General features: G+C 30.3%; 13 protein-coding genes. 9 read left to right on the top strand and 4 right to left on the bottom strand.

Annotation, left to right across the window (positions count from 1 at the left end; genetic code table 11):
• Positions 1-1,002: 1,002 nt before the first annotated feature.
• A complete protein-coding gene (locus CDLVIII_RS00570; protein ID WP_009167538.1) occupies positions 1,003-2,385 on the top strand; it encodes an MATE family efflux transporter in 1,383 nt (460 codons plus the stop codon).
• 163 nt (positions 2,386-2,548) lie between these two features.
• On the opposite strand, the gene CDLVIII_RS00565 is transcribed toward CDLVIII_RS00570, so the two are convergent.
• Positions 2,549-3,049 (bottom strand): phenolic acid decarboxylase, encoded by a 501-nt coding sequence (locus CDLVIII_RS00565; RefSeq protein WP_009167537.1) that lies wholly within the window; start codon positions 3,047-3,049, stop codon positions 2,549-2,551.
• 802 nt (positions 3,050-3,851) lie between these two features.
• Here CDLVIII_RS00565 and CDLVIII_RS00560 point away from each other — a divergent pair.
• Entirely contained in the window at positions 3,852-4,691 is an 840-nt protein-coding gene (locus CDLVIII_RS00560; RefSeq protein WP_009167536.1) for a class I SAM-dependent methyltransferase, read from the top strand.
• A gap of 414 nt (positions 4,692-5,105) precedes the next feature.
• Positions 5,106-5,897 carry an NUDIX hydrolase gene (locus CDLVIII_RS00555; RefSeq protein ID WP_009167535.1) on the top strand — a complete coding sequence of 264 codons (792 nt, stop codon included), beginning with the start codon at positions 5,106-5,108 and terminating at the stop codon, positions 5,895-5,897.
• Positions 5,898-6,400: 503 nt separating this feature from the next.
• Here the strand turns inward: CDLVIII_RS00555 and CDLVIII_RS00550 are convergent.
• Positions 6,401-7,018: a TetR/AcrR family transcriptional regulator gene (locus tag CDLVIII_RS00550; protein WP_009167534.1), complete on the bottom strand. Its 618-nt coding sequence runs from the start codon at positions 7,016-7,018 to the stop codon at positions 6,401-6,403.
• Between the two features lie 165 nt (positions 7,019-7,183).
• Here CDLVIII_RS00550 and CDLVIII_RS00545 point away from each other — a divergent pair, with 165 nt between their 5' ends.
• From CDLVIII_RS00545 to CDLVIII_RS30975, 3 genes are all read left to right on the top strand, one after another.
• The gene (locus CDLVIII_RS00545; protein WP_009167533.1) at positions 7,184-8,611 is read left to right on the top strand and encodes an MFS transporter; all 1,428 of its coding nucleotides are present in this window, start codon (positions 7,184-7,186) and stop codon (positions 8,609-8,611) included.
• A gap of 515 nt (positions 8,612-9,126) precedes the next feature.
• The gene (locus CDLVIII_RS00540; protein WP_009167531.1) at positions 9,127-10,446 is read left to right on the top strand and encodes an MATE family efflux transporter; all 1,320 of its coding nucleotides are present in this window, start codon (positions 9,127-9,129) and stop codon (positions 10,444-10,446) included.
• A 172-nt stretch (positions 10,447-10,618) separates the two neighbouring features.
• The gene (locus tag CDLVIII_RS30975; RefSeq protein ID WP_179117774.1) at positions 10,619-10,765 is read left to right on the top strand and encodes a hypothetical protein; all 147 of its coding nucleotides are present in this window, start codon (positions 10,619-10,621) and stop codon (positions 10,763-10,765) included.
• A 221-nt stretch (positions 10,766-10,986) separates the two neighbouring features.
• Here CDLVIII_RS30975 and CDLVIII_RS00535 read toward each other — a convergent pair whose 3' ends face one another.
• A complete protein-coding gene (locus tag CDLVIII_RS00535) occupies positions 10,987-11,358 on the bottom strand; it encodes a helix-turn-helix domain-containing protein (protein ID WP_009167530.1) in 372 nt (123 codons plus the stop codon).
• 251 nt (positions 11,359-11,609) lie between these two features.
• On the opposite strand from CDLVIII_RS00535, the gene CDLVIII_RS00530 reads away from it, so the two are divergent.
• From CDLVIII_RS00530 to CDLVIII_RS00520, 3 genes are all read left to right on the top strand, one after another.
• Complete coding sequence (locus CDLVIII_RS00530; protein ID WP_009167529.1) at positions 11,610-14,189, top strand: RyR domain-containing protein; 2,580 nt, start codon at positions 11,610-11,612, stop codon at positions 14,187-14,189.
• A gap of 234 nt (positions 14,190-14,423) precedes the next feature.
• Entirely contained in the window at positions 14,424-15,473 is a 1,050-nt protein-coding gene (locus CDLVIII_RS00525; protein WP_009167528.1) for a galactose ABC transporter substrate-binding protein, read from the top strand.
• A 412-nt stretch (positions 15,474-15,885) separates the two neighbouring features.
• Complete coding sequence (locus CDLVIII_RS00520; protein WP_009167527.1) at positions 15,886-17,598, top strand: methyl-accepting chemotaxis protein; 1,713 nt, start codon at positions 15,886-15,888, stop codon at positions 17,596-17,598.
• 182 nt (positions 17,599-17,780) lie between these two features.
• Here the strand turns inward: CDLVIII_RS00520 and CDLVIII_RS00515 are convergent, their stop codons facing one another.
• Positions 17,781-18,359 (bottom strand): cyclase family protein, encoded by a 579-nt coding sequence (locus CDLVIII_RS00515; protein WP_009167526.1) that lies wholly within the window; start codon positions 18,357-18,359, stop codon positions 17,781-17,783.
• Positions 18,360-18,491 lie beyond the last annotated feature (132 nt).

Below are 18,491 nucleotides of genomic sequence, written 5' to 3'. Positions count from 1 at the left end.
GTATCATAAAATAAATAAAATATAAACAACTATAAAAATAAAATATGATTAACTATAATTATATATATTTTATTTCCGAGTAGTATTTAAGTGAGTAAAATAAGGGGTTAATATAAATATTAGATTAAGAGATATCTTTGAGTTTGTTAAGATTATCTATAGGAATTTAGGTGTTTTTACTCTAATTTAGCACTCTAACTATTAAGCTTTTCTTATTTATATTATGACCAATATTAAACAAAATATAATTAAGTATAATTTGAACTTATTTATATTGTATTAAATGGTTTGAAAACGTATTCAAAAACTACACTTTAGGTCATAATAATTAAATTTAAATATGAAAGAAGATACTGACAAAATACCGACATTTTCAAAATATATTTAAACGTACAAGGCAGTTTATAGATATATGTGATTATCAGTAAAGTGGCTAAAATACTTGATTTGTATAGGACTATATTTGTAAGGATATAGTCTGATATATTTTATTTATATTAATAATGAAAAGTTGATAACCAAATAGCGTTATCACTTGCTACTGATACGGTGAACAATATTATAAGTGAATGCAATCTTGACAAAAATTTCACAATGAATTACAATTGAATAAATTACTATAATATATATAATATGGTAGATTTTGATTTGATTAAATATAATATAGAGAAATATTTTATTATGTAACTTCAAATCTATATTATAATCAATGAATTATATATAAATATAAAAATATTTATATATAAGTTAGGAAATGTAAAAAAGGGAATACAAATTATTTCTGCAGGTAGTTGCTTACCTAAATTATCCCGTTGTGCTAGTTAAGTTCTGGAACCATTGAAAAGAATGACTTGAATTTCTACAAAGTAGAAAGTTCTATCATGAAAAAGCAACTATTTTCAAAACGATAAATCAACTAGCACAATGCGTTATTATAGGAATTGATAACTAACAATATATTATAAATATATAATTCAATATAAATTTTTTGGAGGTAATAATATGACTGAACTTGAAAATTTTATTTTGGAAGGTAGTATCAAAAGATTACTCATTAAGTTTTCTCTCCCTGCCATAAGTGTATTTTTAGCTAATGTATTATATAATATTATTGATGCAATTTTTATAGGTAATCAGCCTAATGGTAGCCTAGGAATTGCAGCGTTAACTATAGTTTTTCCTATTCAACAAATAATACTGGCTCTTTCTCAAATGATTGGAGTTGGAATTGCTTCTATAACTTCCAGAAGTCTTGGAGCGGGAAATAAACTAAGAGCAGAAAAGGCTGTGGGTACTGCATTAACATCCTCTATTCTATTAGGAATTTTAATTATGGTTATAGGACTGGTTTTCATAAGACCTATGTTATATATTTTTGGTTCCTTGGAAAATATACTACCATATGCTGTAACATTCTTTAGAATTACTTTATATTGTAGTGTTTTTTTTGTTTTTAGTATTATTGCCAATAGCATCATACAATCAGAAGGACATGCTAATATTGCTATGATAAGCATGATAATAGGGCCTGTAATTAATATTCCGTTAGATTATATATTGGTTACAAGACTTAAATATGGGATAAAAGGAGCTGCCATTGCTACAGACATTTCCCAAATAATATGTTTCATATTTTTACTAGTATACATCTGTTTTAATAGTAAAATTTTAGGGGTAAAAGTTAAAAATTTAACAATTAATATAAAGTTACTAAAGGAAGCGATTTCCTTAGGATTATCTACGTTTATGACTCAACTGGCTTATGGAATTCTAGCCATAGTATTAAATAATTCATTAAAAATTTATGGAGGATCTGACTTATATGTTTCTGCAATTGGTATATATAATCGTGTGTTCGGGTTTATTACCATTACTATGTATGGAATTAGACAGGCTCTTCAACCTATTATAGGATTTAATTATGGTGCTAAAAAATTCGATAGAGTAAAACAAAGCTTAAAGCTTGCAATTTTAGCATCAGTTTTAATTTCATTGGGATTTTTAGTTATAATTATTAGTTTTACAAATAAAATAGCAGGTGTTTTTACATCTGATAATGAATTAATAGCATTGACGGTTCCTATTTTAAGAGTAATGATATTTATGAGTCCTTTAGTAGGTGTTCAAGTAATTGCTTCAAGCTTTTTTCAGTATATTGGCAAGCCTAAGCCTGCATTATTTTTATCAATAATGAAACCATTTTTATTTTTGATACCATTAATGTTAATAATCCCAATATTTCTTAAAGTCACTGGTATTTTTGTATCTGTTCCATTAGCTGATTTTCTTGCTGCAATGATATCTTTAATTTTTATATATCGTGAGATAAAAAAGATGAATGAATTAAACTTAATTCAAGGAGAAAATAAAAATGCACCTGTTTAGGAGAATTTTGAAGCTAATAACATAAATGAAAATAGCAGACAAATATAAGAATTTATTGTGAATTAATCATAGCATATAGATAGTTTTCTATCTATATAAACAAAACGCTATTCTTTTTAAGAATAACGTTTTGTTTATTTTATGGATATATAATTTTACTTATTTAAAAAGTCAATTTTCCAGAACGAATATCGTTTGTCATACCTTCATAAGGTGCTTGAGATATAACTTTCTCATTATTTATTCCCTCATTTTTAAAATAAGTGATGTCGGCAAATTCTGGAACAACATACTTTGGATAAGTCTCATATTTTAAACGGGATTCGTGCATTAGATCAATAAAGTCATTTTGGTAGCAAACTGTAATTTCAGGATGTTCGTGAACCCATTTAGGGAAGAAAATAACACCATGCATACGTTTATCATTTGGCATAAAATTTAGAGAAACATCTGTACCAGTTGGTTCAGTCCATGAAACTTTATAGACTCCATCTGCAATTTTTACAACATCTACTTTTTGATCACGGACCCAGCGTCCTGCTACCATTCCACTATGGATACGATAATCGAGAGTATCTTCATTTTTAATATAAAATTCATATTCCCAACCATTTTCATAAGTATAAATAAAATGACTTCCAAAAAATTCATTTAAATCTTTCACTATAAATCACTCCTATATGTATATTTTAATATATGTAAGTATAAACATGTCTATATTTACATGTTTATATAGAAATTATATGCTTGTGAGATAGTAATGTCAACTTAAATTTAGAGTGCAAGGCCTAAAACGTTAGAGTGTTGTACAATAACAGAAAGTAACAACGTAAATGACAACGAAAGTTATTGCTATGATAGTTCTGTTCTCCTATCATTGTTTTTAATATGTGAAGATAAATTTTATTGTAATTTGCACAATATGTGGATAGAACTAAAAATTGTGAGAGGGGAAATTTAATAAAGATAGGTAAAATAATGCTTTGGAGTATTTCACCACCATAAATAAGGATAAAAGTGAATAAGTACTTAATCATGGGGAGGGGGATTTTATGTGATAAAATAAAGAAAAACATATACTTTCAAGAAATAAAGCTTTGAAATGTTAATAAAAATATATATTTTATGGGGAATCGTGAGTTTTGAATCTCCATACTGGACGGTCTGCTTTTAGCGACTTCGTTCTAGTAATTGATTGCGATATTGAGGTGAATAAATTTAAGCTAGTGCTACTACAAAGTTTAGCTATATCTTAAGCTTATGCTATTATTTTAGTCTCAACATCGCAATTAAACCAACGTATTAAATAATAAAATATTTACAAAGTATGCTATAATTAGTCAAAGTAGCAAAGTAATGTAAAACAAAAATTATTTATATTTTGAGAGGTGGTGGTTATATGAGTGAAAGCGACATTAGCAACATTATAACGATTATAAATCTAAAAATGATAAGGAGATGCTTTTATGAGTTACAACCCTGAAATTCCAAAAAACAGATATGATAATTATGGAGATCTTGAATGGAATCGTCTTGAAAAAGACGGACACGGAGAACTTCTTTACCATGTGCATTTTGATATATTAAAGCGTTATATTAATCAGGATTACAAGGTTTTAGAAATAGGTGCTGGTTCTGGGCGATACACTAAAGATATTGTGAAGATGTGTAATGAACTAACTGTAGGAGATATTTCTGTACATCAGATAGAATTTAATAAATCGAAAATGAAAGAACTTTCATTGTTTGATAAAATTAAGATGTTTTGTGTATTAGATGTGCTGAATATGGGGATTTTTGAAGATTCCTCTTTTGATTGCATTGTTTGTATTGGTGGAGTAATAAACTATCTTTTAGATAAGGAAAAAGATGGCATAAATGAAATGCTAAGAGTTCTAAAGCCTGGCGGAACATTGATTGTAGGTGCTATGAGTTTTATCGGAGCATCACTATATTATTTAGATGGCATTAGGTATGAAAAAGATCAATTTGGCATTGAAGCTACAAAGTGGATATTTAATACAGGTATTCAAGATGAAGAGCACTATCCTGTCCCAAGTAAGCACTATGTCCATATGATGAGAAGTTCAGAAATGGATGCACTATTTGCCGACTTTCCTGTTACTATAAAAGAGCGAAGTTCTGCTGGATTATTTACACAAGCTGGCGATTCTGCATTAGAAGATTCTAGACAAGATAAAGAATTTTGGAAACTCATTATAGAAAAAGAAATTGCTTTCACTAAAATGCAAGGAACGCTAGACTGTGGAATGAATATCATTTATGTGTTAGAAAAAAATAAATAACAGTCGTCGGTTATAAGCATAATCTAAAGTAAACTTAATACAAAATATTTTTCTTATGAATCACTAAAAATAAATAGCAAATTGTAAAATCGTATTATTCAAGAAAATTGAATTTACGATTTTTTTAGTGAGTAATTCTAGAAAGGGATGAATAAAAAAAAGGTAAATTTATATTCCACCCTACTATGTAAAATTTAATAGAAAGCTTTGATTTACACCACATGCCCCCACTTATTTGCTTTAAATTCCATAAATGAATTTTTAGAAATATATAAGTATGTAGATTTGATGTAGTAATTAATATGAATTACATTCCTTAAAAGCTGAACAATATTATATTTACAATTTATGTTATAATTACTTCTAAATAGTAGATTATATCTTGAAAAACAATTGTGGAGGGAATTATAATTTATGAAAGAAATTAATATGTTAAAGTTCGATGATAATGTAAAAGTACATTACACAAATAAAAAAATATCCTTAGCAAAAGAATATAGTAAAAGAGTCCAAAGTCATTGGGAAAGCCTTTTAAACACCGGGAAAAAACTTTTTAATGGTGATGTATTTACAATTTATAAAATAAAGATTAATGGAAGTGAAATACATATTTACGTTGGATTAACTAACTATGCACATTTTTTATATACAATGCATAAAAATAATTATGAAGATGATGATTGTAGAATTATCCACACTTCTGTACTGATTGAAACTATTGATAATAAGTTTGCTATTGGAGAAATGAACGAATGCACAGCTTTTCCTTTCAAATTACAATTTATTGGTGGTGGAATTGATAAAGAGGATATTAGCGGGGAATTTTTAAATTTGGAGCATAACATAAAAAAAGAAATTTTAGAAGAGCTAGGAATACAGATAGAAAATAAAGATATTGTAAAAAAACTGAAACCTTGTTATTTGAAAAGTGGTGGAAAAAGAAATTTTTTATCAGCTATTTTTAAACTTGACTTATTGATAAATGAAGAGGAACTTGCTGAACTCTTAAATATACATAATAAAGATTTAGAACTAAAAATGGAAATGCAAGAAATAAGGAATTTAATTTTTATCAATTCTGATAAAGAATCTATAAGAGAATTTGTTACCACTGATAAAAGAGAGAGAGATGAAAATCTAATTGCAACATTAGAGGCTGCAGTTGGAATAAGAACAGTTTCAGATTATTATAGTGTTCTGAATTAAAAAAATAATAACTTAATTAGTAATATATATAACACATTATTCTAAATGAATAGTACATCTTTTTGACCCAAATTATGAAGAAAGAAGAGGGACATTGTATATGTTAGAAAGTGTGTTTATGGTTCAATAAAATAACTGACAAAATACCGACATTTTATAAATACATATAAATGTACAAGCCATTTTGTAGATACAGTATCTTTTTGCTAAGTCTGAATATAGGCGCTTTACATAGGATTATCTTTGTAAAAGAATTTATAAAAATATTAAAGTTTTTCCTGCTGGGAGTACAAAGGTACAAAAAAAGAAAGGCTTAACTGCAACGGTTAAGCCTTTTCTTATACAAAAAGTTGTACTATTGCAGATATTCTCCTACCAGTATAAATCCAGCAGATTTAAATTACTTATCCAATTAAAGAATCCATTAGTTAATCCAAGTAACTGCGTTATTATACCAACTTTTACTGATGGATTTGCACAAAAAAACTTTGATATGGCTGCTGTTACGTCAAATCAAACAGATACGCCATCAAGGCATCAACTCCAGCCTGCAAAATCCGATCTTCCGAGATATCGTTTTCTCGGAATGCAATTTGCTCTGTGGTGACAGAAATAAGATTACAGAACAGAATCGCAGCCGCTTCTATATCTTCCACTTTGAGGAGTTGTTTATGTGTATTGAAAAACTCTATTGCTACATGGAGACGGTGGTTTCGCTGCTCTGTAAGAATATGTGAAATCACCGTGGAAGAATAAGAAAGGGAACGAACGTCTGTATAGATCCGTTGGTAACTTTTTTGAAATTCGGCCACTCTGATGATCTGCTTTTTCAACCACTCGCGGATATCTTCTTTTGATTTTATCGTGACTGATTCGGAAGGAAACAGTTGAAGGAAAATCTGATTCCTCTGGTTAAGTATCTCATGGAACAAATCGTCCCGATCCTTGAAGTATGAATACAGGCATCCAATGGAAACATTAGCGGCTTTTGCAATGTCTTCGGTGTTGGTGCCGTAATATCCCTTTTCCTGAAATATTTTAAAGGCAGCATCAACGATTTTTGATCGGGATGCGATTCCTCTGGACTGTCTGGGTCTGCGGATGGGTCTTGCTTCACTCATACGATCACTCCTTTTACCGTCATTATATTCGCCGGCAGAGTACTTGTCAACAATATGCGAAGGATTCCTCGCATACTATTGACAACGACGAACTCGCGGCTTATTATAAATGTGAGAAATTTCTCGCATTTTAGCATCCTTATATTGGAAAGGAGAGTGGTACCTATGAAACGTACTTCACGTATAAAACTACGAAACATTTTGATTACCGTTGCGTTGGGCAGTTTTATGAGCCAAATCGACAACAGCATAGTAAACGTGTCATTACCGGTAATTCAAAAAGATTTTAACATTTCTCTTACATTGACCGAATGGGTGGTTACTGCATACCTCATTACTATCAGTAGTATGCTATTGCTCTGCGGAAAACTGGCGGATGCCTTTGGGCGAAAACGGATTTTTGTAACAGGACTGTCGATGTTTACGGTGGGCTCGCTGATATGCGGGCTATCTGGTAATATCTACATATTGATTTTGGGGCGTATCACACAAGCAGTAGGCGGGGCCATGATAATTTCATCTGGACCGGCAATTTCCACTCATGCTGCCGAGGAGAAAGACCGCGGCAAAGCACTTAGCGTGACGGCTGTCTCCATCGCTATCGCCCTTTGCCTCGGCCCGCTTCTTGGTGGCATATTGACTGCTGCATTCGGCTGGAATAGCATCTTCTTTGTCAATATTCCAGTAGGCTTGATTGCTATCTTTTTGGCTGTTCGCAACATTGAAAAGGACGAGCCACAGACAACAAATGCACTGTTCGACTGGAAAGGCGGAGCTTTGTTTATTTTGTCTCTGTGGCTGATTTTAATCCCGCTTGATACGGTAGGAGAATCCTATATGCCTACTGGATTGTTTAGCGGATTGTTGGCTGCCGGAGTCATACTTTGTTTTCTATTCGTGCTTTATGAACGCAAACAGTCGAACCCTATTTTGCGCATCACCCTGTTTCGCAGCCGAATATTTGTTTACAATGGAATAGCGGCAATGCTTAATTTTACAGCTATGTACATTTTTATCTTTCTTTTGCCGTTCTATCTTGAAACTTTTCGGCACTTTGCTACGGTTCAAACAGGCCTTTTGTATTTGCCTATGCCTCTCGCCTTTATGGTTGCGGCTCCGATCAGCGGTTCTCTATCCGACCGAATCGGCAGCCGTGGACTTTGTATTGCGGGCATGGGGATTATGGGTGCCGCTTTATTGCTGATGGGCTTTCTTGGACAGAATACTGGGTTGCCTTATCTGGTCTTTGTGGTAGCTCTGATCGGGATTGGGTATGGTATGTTTCAAACGCCCAACAACAGTGCTGTTCTAGGAAGCGTTCCCGACGCGGACAGAGGGGTAACATCCGGCACACTTTCCACCATGAAAAACATTGGTATGATTCTGGGCGTAACCGTATCAGGGGCCTTGTTCACAGCATTACAAGCTTTGGGAAAACAGAATGCAACAGCACAAGAGCTGAGTGCTCAAGCTATTGAAAGCCAATCGTTTACTTTTGCCCTGCATATCACATTTTTCGTTGCGATGGTCATTGCCTTGCTAGCGATGGTTGCCTGCATTCCGACAAAAATGCACGACATGGGCAAACAGTAATATGTTTTTCGCGTTACTGGGAAACAATGAAGGAAATCATAGCAATAGCAATTCACGTAACTTATTGTCTTGGGCTATTGCTATATTAGCTATATACATTGAAATATCAAATGCTGCTTTGAAATATATATTATTATGATGAAAACTCTTACCTACAAAACATGGTAAGAGTATTTTAATTTTTTATAGAAGGAACGTCTAATTAAATATGTAGAGAGAATAAAAAAGTTGAAAGTTGTTTACGTAACATTTGATAAAATTTAGGCAAATGTAAAAAGTGCTATAATTGTTCATATGGTGAAAGATGTAGATCGAGTGATTATAATTTAACTGGAAGCATTTATGTTTTAGATGATGGCTGTTTTTATATAGAATATTAAGCGAGGGGGAATTTTTATGAATATTGAATTTGAGGAATTATTTAAAAAAGATTTTATATCATTTTTTATATCGTTGGACTGCAAGAATGTAGTTAAAAACAATTTAATTGTATTAGGCATGGAAATATAAATAGGATGGTTAGATTATTAAATAAGAAATATTTAAAAGAAATTAATACTATAGCCATTCCTGTAATATTTTCTAATGTATCTGCTATATTATTAGGACTCGTAGATCAAGCGATTGTAGGGAGAATTTCCATTTACGCATATGCAGGTGTAGGTCTTGTTACAACTATAATTAACAGTTTAATTGGAGTATTAGGAAATATTGCGATTGGATATAATATTTTGGGTGCCAAAAGTAATGGGGCTAAAGATAATAATGATATAAATCAAAAATTTAATGTAACAATAGTTATAAATATAGTTATTGGGTTAGTTCTATTTTTATTAATAGACATTTTTAGTAGGACAATATTAAATTCTTTTTTTGGATTGGATGGACAAACTTTAATTGAAGCAACTAACTTTTTAAAAGTGTTTAGTCTTACAATAGGATTAAATCTAATTTTATTCACATTTTCTGCTCTATTTAAAATTTATAAGAGAACATCTAACATTTTTATGGTTTCTATAATTATTAATATAATAAATGTTTTGTTAGACTATATTTTAGTTTTCGGTAAATTAGGATTCCCAAAGTTAGGTTCAATAGGAGCAGCTACTGGAACTGTTGCATCTCTTTTAATAAATGTTATTATATATTATTTATTAGCTAGAAAATATGTAACATTAAATTTTAAAGTATCTAATTTTATTGAAGAGTGTAAAAATTTAATTACATTGTCATTACCATTAATGGGACAAGAAGTTTTCCAGGACTTAATTTTTGTTTGTGGTATTAATATGATAGTTTCTAGAATAGGAATTATTGAATTATCAACATATACACTATTATTGAATGTTATCAATTTACTTTTGATGCCTATGTTTGCTTATTCAAGTACAAATATGACATTGGTTAGTGAATCATTGGGAAAGAAGGATATAAGCAATTGCAATAGAATAACAAATTTATGTTTATTCATGACATTAACCATCTTCTTAGCATCATTTTTATTTGTAGCTGCTTTTAAGAATGATATTCCTGCATTAATAACATCTGATTCAGACTTAATTAACAGTTGTAATAACTATATTATTTTTGCAGTTGGAATACAATTGTTTTGCATATTGCAAACAATGTATAAATTTAGTTTGCAATCTATAAATCTTGAGAAGTGGGTGTTTAAATATAGTTTGGGTATAAATATAATAACAGTAATATTATTTATAATACTTTCATTTAAGTTAAAGTTATACGGTATATATATAGGTTTTTTAATTAATTATATTGTACTAACTGTTGTGTTTTATAAGAAATATAGAAAAGAAATTATGAAATTAACTTAAATAAGTGTATGTCCGGCAGTTGCACGTTTTTCGCCTTGGGCTGTTAAAAATAATAGTTTAGGGGGGTAGATTTGATAACCTGTGTTTTAATAATGAAAAAGAAATTTAAATAGTATAGAAAGTATATAAATTAATGTTATATAATGTAATATATGTAAAAGGAGGGGTCGCATTGACCTATAATGATGAGCTTGCATTGAAACTATACAAAGGATACATTGACTGGATCAATGAGATGAACCTTGAGGATAATTTGGATAATTACACATATTATATTGAAAATATTCAGACGCTGGCGATATTTGAAAAAATAAAATAATTCTCCATCTCTCATCTTATAGAATCCTTTTAATAAATAAAGAGTAACACATCAAAAGGGGAAATGAGTGTTACTCTTTATTGAAATATTTATTTAATGGGGTAAATATTTATGAAAAAATTATTATTAACTTTATGATTTTATTATAATCAGTTAATGTGTCAGGATGGTGACAAATTTAAACTAGATAAGTAAAAAATCTTATGCGGATCTATAGTTAATTATTTATTAAGTCCTTCTTCTAGATATTCAGCTCCAAAGGTATGCATCATCTCTAAAATAGGAATTAATTTCTTGCCAACTTCTGTTAAGCTATATTCAACTTTAGGTGGAACAACAGCATACACCTCTCTATGTATAATATTATCCTCTTCCATACTTCTTAACTGCCTTGATAACACTTTTTGAGAAACATTAGGTAATTTTCTCTGAAGGTCACTGAATCTAAGGGTACTATAGCTTAAGTACCATAAAATCAATATTTTCCACTTTCCAGAGACTATATTTTGAACCAAAACCATTGGGCATTTTTCGTATTTAGCACATTTTTCTTTCATATAGCATTCTTCATGATTATTTGATATTTGAATCATTTTAACTACCTCACACTTGTATTAGTGACTTTTTTGTCACTGTATGACAAAAAAGTGCGTTCTTGATAAAGAAGAATTTTATTAATATCATATTATCATAGAAAATAGATTTTAGGTAGCTTGAAGAACTACAAGGAAAGTTTTGCAATGATTTCATAAGTCATTGTAAATTGGAATATATAGTGTTTATAACAAATTAATAATGGGAATGTATATTAATAGTAAGATTTTAGCATTAGGAGGTGTAAATTATGGAGAATAAGAATACAAAAATTGTTGTGTCAGGCGATATTAGTGTAGATTTATTGCAATGGATAACCCATCCAGAAAATAACGAAGGAATGAATTGGCAAGGCTATCCCAATATGCATAGTACATTAAAAAATGGAGAGGGGCTGCTCTTAGCTAAGTTTATATCTTTAGCAACGGAAGCTACTGTACTTTCACCCAAATTACATGATATAGAATTAATTTTGCCAGGAGAATTTCTTAATTCTACTTTAGAACTAGAGCTTTTTCCGATGTTTAATAAAAGTGATAAGAAGAAGGTTTATAGAGTTAGTCGTTTTATGGGTTTCACAGGACCTATATCAGGAATGCCTAAATCACTCCCAATTATAGATGATGATCCAGATGTTGATATGATTGTATTAGATGATGAAAATAATGGATTTAATTCTAATAAGGAGTTTTGGCCCTTGGCTCTAAAAGAAAATAATACAGCGCCAATAATATTGTATAAGACTAATAATCCAATAGACTCAAATGAGCTTTGGCAACACTTACAAAAACATCATAATGAAAATACAATAGTTATTATAAATAGTGATGACCTGCGTTCAAAGGGAGTGAATATAAGTAAGAGTCTTTCCTGGGAAAAGACAGCTCAGGATTTCATCTGGCAGATTAATAATAATCCTAATCTTACATTTTTAGCAAACTGCCGTCATCTTATAATTCCCTTTGGACTTGAAGGGACTATATATTATAGAAATGAAGGTGTAGCTGAAACTAAATTATATTTTTTGCCTTATGAATTTGAAGGCGGATTTATTAAAGATTATCAAGGTAAAATGTATGGGCTTACTTCATGCTTTGTTTCAGGGCTTGCAAGTGCAATTGTTTCTGGAAAGGAAGAGGATGAGGAATTAAAAGAATCAATAAGCAGAGGGATAAGCAAAGGAATTGTTTTAGCTCAAAAGTATTTTATTTATGGATTTGGTGAAGATCCTCAAAGATCAAGCTTTCCTAATCCTTTGATATTTACTGAAGATGAGAAGGATTTTGTAAGAGAAGATTACGTGCAGGATGTAAAAGTTCCTAATAGAAATAATGCTGATTGCCGTGCTTGTTGGTATATATTAAAGGATAAGAGCTCCACAAACCTAGCAGAAATAGCTTATGATATAGTGAAAAATGGTGTAAAGAATGCACTTAATACTATACCTATAGCGCGATTTGGAAATTTAGCTACAGTTGATAAAGCTGAAATAGAAAGTTATAGAAGCATTAAAAATCTCATGCTGGAATATATTTCTACAAAAAATACAGTTCGTCCTCTTTCTATAGCTGTATTTGGTACACCAGGTTCGGGAAAATCATTTGGTATAGTAGAAATTGCTAATAGCATTGCGTCAAATCTAATTAAAAAATTAGATTTTAATCTGTCTCAGTTCAGTTCATCACTAGATCTAGCTAATGCCTTTCATAAGGTGAGAGATGTTGTATTAGAAGGTAAAATACCATTGGTGTTTTTTGATGAGTTTGATTCTGCACTTGGTGAGAAATTAGGATGGTTAAAGTATTTCTTAGCTCCAATGCAGGATGGTGTATTTAGAGTGGGAGATTCTGTTCATCCAATAGGAAAAGCTATTTTTGTATTTGCTGGAGGAACAAGTAGCACCTTTAAGGATTTCAGTGGAGAAGATATCAAAGATGAAGAAGAACAAAAGAAATTTTTGATTGAATTTAAAGGAGCTAAGGGACCAGATTTTATAAGCCGCTTGAGAGGATATGTAAATATCTTAGGACCTAATCAAACTGATGATAAATGGGATCATTTATTTATGATAAGAAGGGCAATGCTGCTTAGATCTTTATTAGAGAGAAAAGTACCTCATCTTATAAATGAAAATGGAGAAGCACAAATTGATAACGGAGTACTGAGAGCCCTGCTTAAAATTAAAAGATATAAACATGAATCGAGGTCTATGGAAGCTATACTCGAAATGAGTATGTTAACCAATGCGAAAAAGTGGGAGCAATCAGATTTACCTTCAAAAGAACAATTAGAATTACATGTTGATGAAGAGCAGTTTTTACGTCATTTAATGCATGATGCATTTTATAGCGAGAAAATTGAAGAGCTTGCAGCAGCTATTCATCAAAAAGATGTATTCTTAAATGAAGAAAACAAGCATGCTGATGAGAAGTTTATGAGTACATGGAGTAAATTAAGTGAAGAAGTTAAGAACTATTATCGAGATCAGGCTAAACATATACCTAATTCTTTGCTAAAAATAAATTATGATGTTGTTTCTGTAAATGGAGAATTAGAAGTTTTAGAATTTACGCAAAAGGAAATAGAGATATTAGCAGAAAATGAGCATAATTATTGGTATGAGTACAGAAAGAAAATAGGCTGGAAATGCAGTAGCGCTAAAGACAATGAAAATAAAGAGATTCCTGATTTAGTTAACTGGAGCAGTCTGTCACAGGAAAAGAAGAATAAAGCTTATGAAATGGTTAAGTGCTGGCCGGAAATTCTAGCTAAATCAAACTTTAAGATAGAGAGACTTAAATATTTATGTTACTGTGAAACTAAGCTGTAGCTTAGTTAAAAATTTATATAATATGTAAGCAAAAATATATATTGATAAATTGAAGAAATGCTGTAAGGATTTAAACCATAATTATCAATTATACATTGTAATATATATTATAAACATGTGAAGAGAAGGAATATTTAAAGCAATATAGAGTTTTAAATATTCCTATTTTTATAAGAATAATTTTATTTTTAAAACACAATCCTATAATTATAGAGTACTACAGGAGGTTTAATGATGAAATTATTAAAAAAAGTGACAATAAGTATTGTAGTTATAATTATGGTAAGTATAACACTATTAGAGGCTGTTACTAGTAATAGGGCGGCACCTAATTTAACAGGCTTAATTAATGTAGGAGTAGTCTTTTATAGATTTGATGATCCTTATGTTGTTCAATTAAAAGAAAGATTAGAAAACCTGGAGAATAAAAATAAAGGAAAAATTAAATTTAATTTTTATGATAGCAAAAATAATGAAGACATACAAAATCAAAATCTTGATTCACTATTAGAAAGTGAGGAGATTGATGTTCTTATATTAAGTTTAGTGGATTTAGTGAATGATCCAAAGGAAGTTATTGATCGAATCAAAAATAAAAATATTCCGGTGATTTTTGCAAGCAAACGAATACTTAAGGTAGATGAAAATGTTGTCAAATCCTATGATAAGGCATATTATGTGTTACCTGATTCAGAACAGGCAGGAAGGCTTCAAGGACAAATGCTGGCTAATATGTGGAATAAAAATAAAAATGCTATAGACATAAATAAAGATGAAATAATGCAATATGTGATATTGCAAGGTGGGATGAATAATACAGGAACAAATGATAGAACTAAATACTCTATTATGACAATTAAAGATGAGGGAACAAAAGTTGAGCAGCTTGCCTCAGTATTTTGCAATTGGGAGGAAAGCTTAGCAAGAGAAGCGATGGAAGGTTTGCTGGTGCAGTATGGCAATAAAATTGAAGTTGTAATTGCTAATAATGATACTATGGCTGTAGGTTCAGTAAAAGCACTGCAAAAGTTTGGATATAATAAAGATGCTAATACAAGAACTATACCAGTTGTTGGAATTGATGCAATACCAGAATCATTAGAGCTTATAAAAAATGGATATATGACAGGTACTGTTCTGCAAGATCCTGATGTTATGGCAGAAGCATTTTTTAAGGTTATAATGCAATTAGTCGGTGGAACACATTTTGATTGTTCAAAAGAATACAAATGTGATGAGAGTGGAAGAATCATCCGATTACCTTTTAAAGAACATACTAGCTAGAGCTAGATACTAAATAAATCCTAGGTAGAATATATTTTCATATGAATTAGCTTTAGCTTGGAAAATAATTAAACTTGTTTAAAAGAGGGTTGGTAAAATCTTATTTTCTTTAAAGAGAAAACCAAAAATAAAGCCTGAAGAGGAAAGATATGTACGTAAAAAGAGATATAACTAGTCATTATATTTTGTCTAATCAAAATTTATATAGGATAATTATTTTTTAGTATATTTTTAATTTAAATGTATATATCCTATAAAACGGTGTTAGTATTATTACAAATATTCATATATATGTCAGTATAAAATGTAATATTTGAATTAATTGTAACCTAAGTTATAATATAATTAGACAAAATATTTATATTGTTTAATGAATTGTATAATTACAAAAGTGGGAAGGAAGGTATGATTAATGGGGTATTTAAAGAATGTAAGAGTAAAGGTTAAATTGATTAGTGCATTTTTGATTGTTGCATTTTTGATTAGTGTTGTGGGAGTGGTCGGCATAGTGTCACTCAAGAATGTGGGAAGTAATGCAGGAAAGATGTATAAGCAAAATCTTAGAGTTGTATATGTATTAACAGATATGAAAGAAAATTTAGGTGAAGTCAAAAGTGATATGCTTCAGCTAATATATGTAGAAGATTTATCTAAGAAAAGTGACTTAGAAAAAGATATTCAAAGCAATACAGATGAAGATAATAAATATATAAGCGAATATGAGAGTTTACCTAGAAGCGATGATGAAAATAAAGTATTTGATACATTCAATAGTTATTTGATGAAGTATAGAACTTTGAGGGAAGATATTCTTAAATCAGTAGATCAAGGGGATTTCAGCAAAGCAAAAGAAAAGTATTTACAAATATCCGAAGTCAGTGATGAGATGATTGACAATTTAGATAAGTTAATAGATATAAACTTAGCGGATGCGGAATTGGCTAACAATAATATTAACTTAATATATGCAACCTCAAGAACAATAATGATAATAATAAGTATTGTAGGACTTATATTAGCAATTTTAATTGGATTAATATTATCAAGTGATATAAATAAACCGCTTCAAATAATCAAATCATTCGGTGAGAAACTTGCAAATTATGATTTGTCATATGAATTTAATATTAAAAGAAGAGACGAATTTGGAAATACAGCAGAGTTCTTATTTAAAGCACGGGATAATATTAGAGAGCTTATTAAAACTATCATTGATGATTCTCAAAGCATGAGTGCTTCTTCTGAAGAACTTTCAGCTACAGTAGAAGAATTATCATCAAAATCAATTAGTATAGAAGAAGCTGTAAATAATATCACCAGCAATATGCAGGAGTCAAGTGCAGGGGCAGAAGAGATGAGTGCATCAATTCAAGAGGTAGATTCAAGTATAAATGAGCTTTCAAGAAAAGCTATGGATGGAAGTAATAATTCAAATGAGTTTAAAGAAAGAGCTATGGCGGTAAAAGATAATAGCCAAAAAGCTATTCAAGAGTCAAATAAAGTATTTGTTGAAAAACAGGAAAATATGAAACGGGCAATTAAAGAAGGTGAAGTAGTAGATAATATTAAAATTATGGCAGATACAATAGCTGGCATATCAGAACAGACTAATTTACTTGCACTTAATGCAGCAATAGAAGCAGCTAGGGCTGGAGAGCAAGGGAAAGGCTTTGCAGTTGTGGCAGAAGAAGTTAGAAAACTTGCTGAACAATCATCTGGTGCAGTAAAAAGTATTCAAGAAACCATTGCAAAGGTGCAGCACGCGTTTAAGAATAGTATTGATACTGGAAGTGATATGTTAGATTTTATTAATAAAGATGTGTATGCTCAATTTCTTGCATACGAAAAAACTGGTGATCAATACTATAATGACTCTGACTTTGTAAGTAAAATGTCAGAAGAAATTGCAGCTATGTCAGAAGAAATTACAGCAACAGTAGGACAAGTAAGTGAGGCTGTACAAGGTATGGCACAGACAGCACAAAAATCAAGTGAACAGGCAGAGACAATAAAGGAGAGCATGAATGAAACTACGCAAGCAATGGAACAGGTGGCATTAACTGCTCAGAGCCAAGCAGAGCTTGCTCAAAAACTTAATGAAATAATTCAAAAATTTAAGATTTAACGTTATAAAGGGATAGTAAAACAGACTATAATTCTTCCAATAAAGTACAATAACAGATAAAAGAAAGACTTAGCTTAAATGGTTAAGTTTTTTCTTATGTTAAAAGTTATATTAATAAATAACAAGCATACATAAAACGAAAGTATGATTTATGTATGCTTATATTGTCTATTAATATGAATTTATATTTCAGCAATTACTCTGCAAGAGAGACCAGAGAAGCCGCTCATGTTTGTAGGGAAAGTATATACTTTGAAAGATTTTCTATGAGCTTCTTTTAATAATAAATCTAAATTAACAAGATTTTCAATGATGAAAATTCCTTTTTCTGCACAATGTAAATCAATGCGAGGATGATCCTTAGGTTTCTTAGCTCCTGCCATATCTACTCCTATAAAACTTACCTTTTTATCAATAAGATAATCTACTAGTTCATCAGATAATTCGATGTATGTTGAAAAATAGTCTTTTGTACCATAGCCATATTGCTTTAATATGCCTGAATGAAATAATACAAAATCATTTTCTTTTATGTCGCTTAAATCTAAATCTTCTAATTTTACTTCACCAGTTTTTATATGGCTTATATCAAATATTTTACCGTTTGTAATAATATTATCTAGTGAAAATTCCCCATTCATGACATCTAAATGAGTGCCTATATGTCCAGATTTTTCGGCTGCTTCATTAGTAGATTTAGTAGTAGAGTGTATTTCATCTAATATTTCTTTTTTTATTTTAAAACTTAAATCAATTTTCATGTAATAACCTCCATCATATTTATTTAATTTCCCAGGAAACAACATCATAATATCATAATATTATTTCCTTGTAAACTATTTTTTGAAAACAATATTGAATACATGTGTGATATGAGATATAATATAATTGTT

The organism is Clostridium sp. DL-VIII (assembly GCF_000230835.1).
Classification (GTDB): Bacteria; Bacillota; Clostridia; order Clostridiales; family Clostridiaceae; genus Clostridium.
This window is presented reverse-complemented; position numbering and strand designations above follow the sequence as displayed.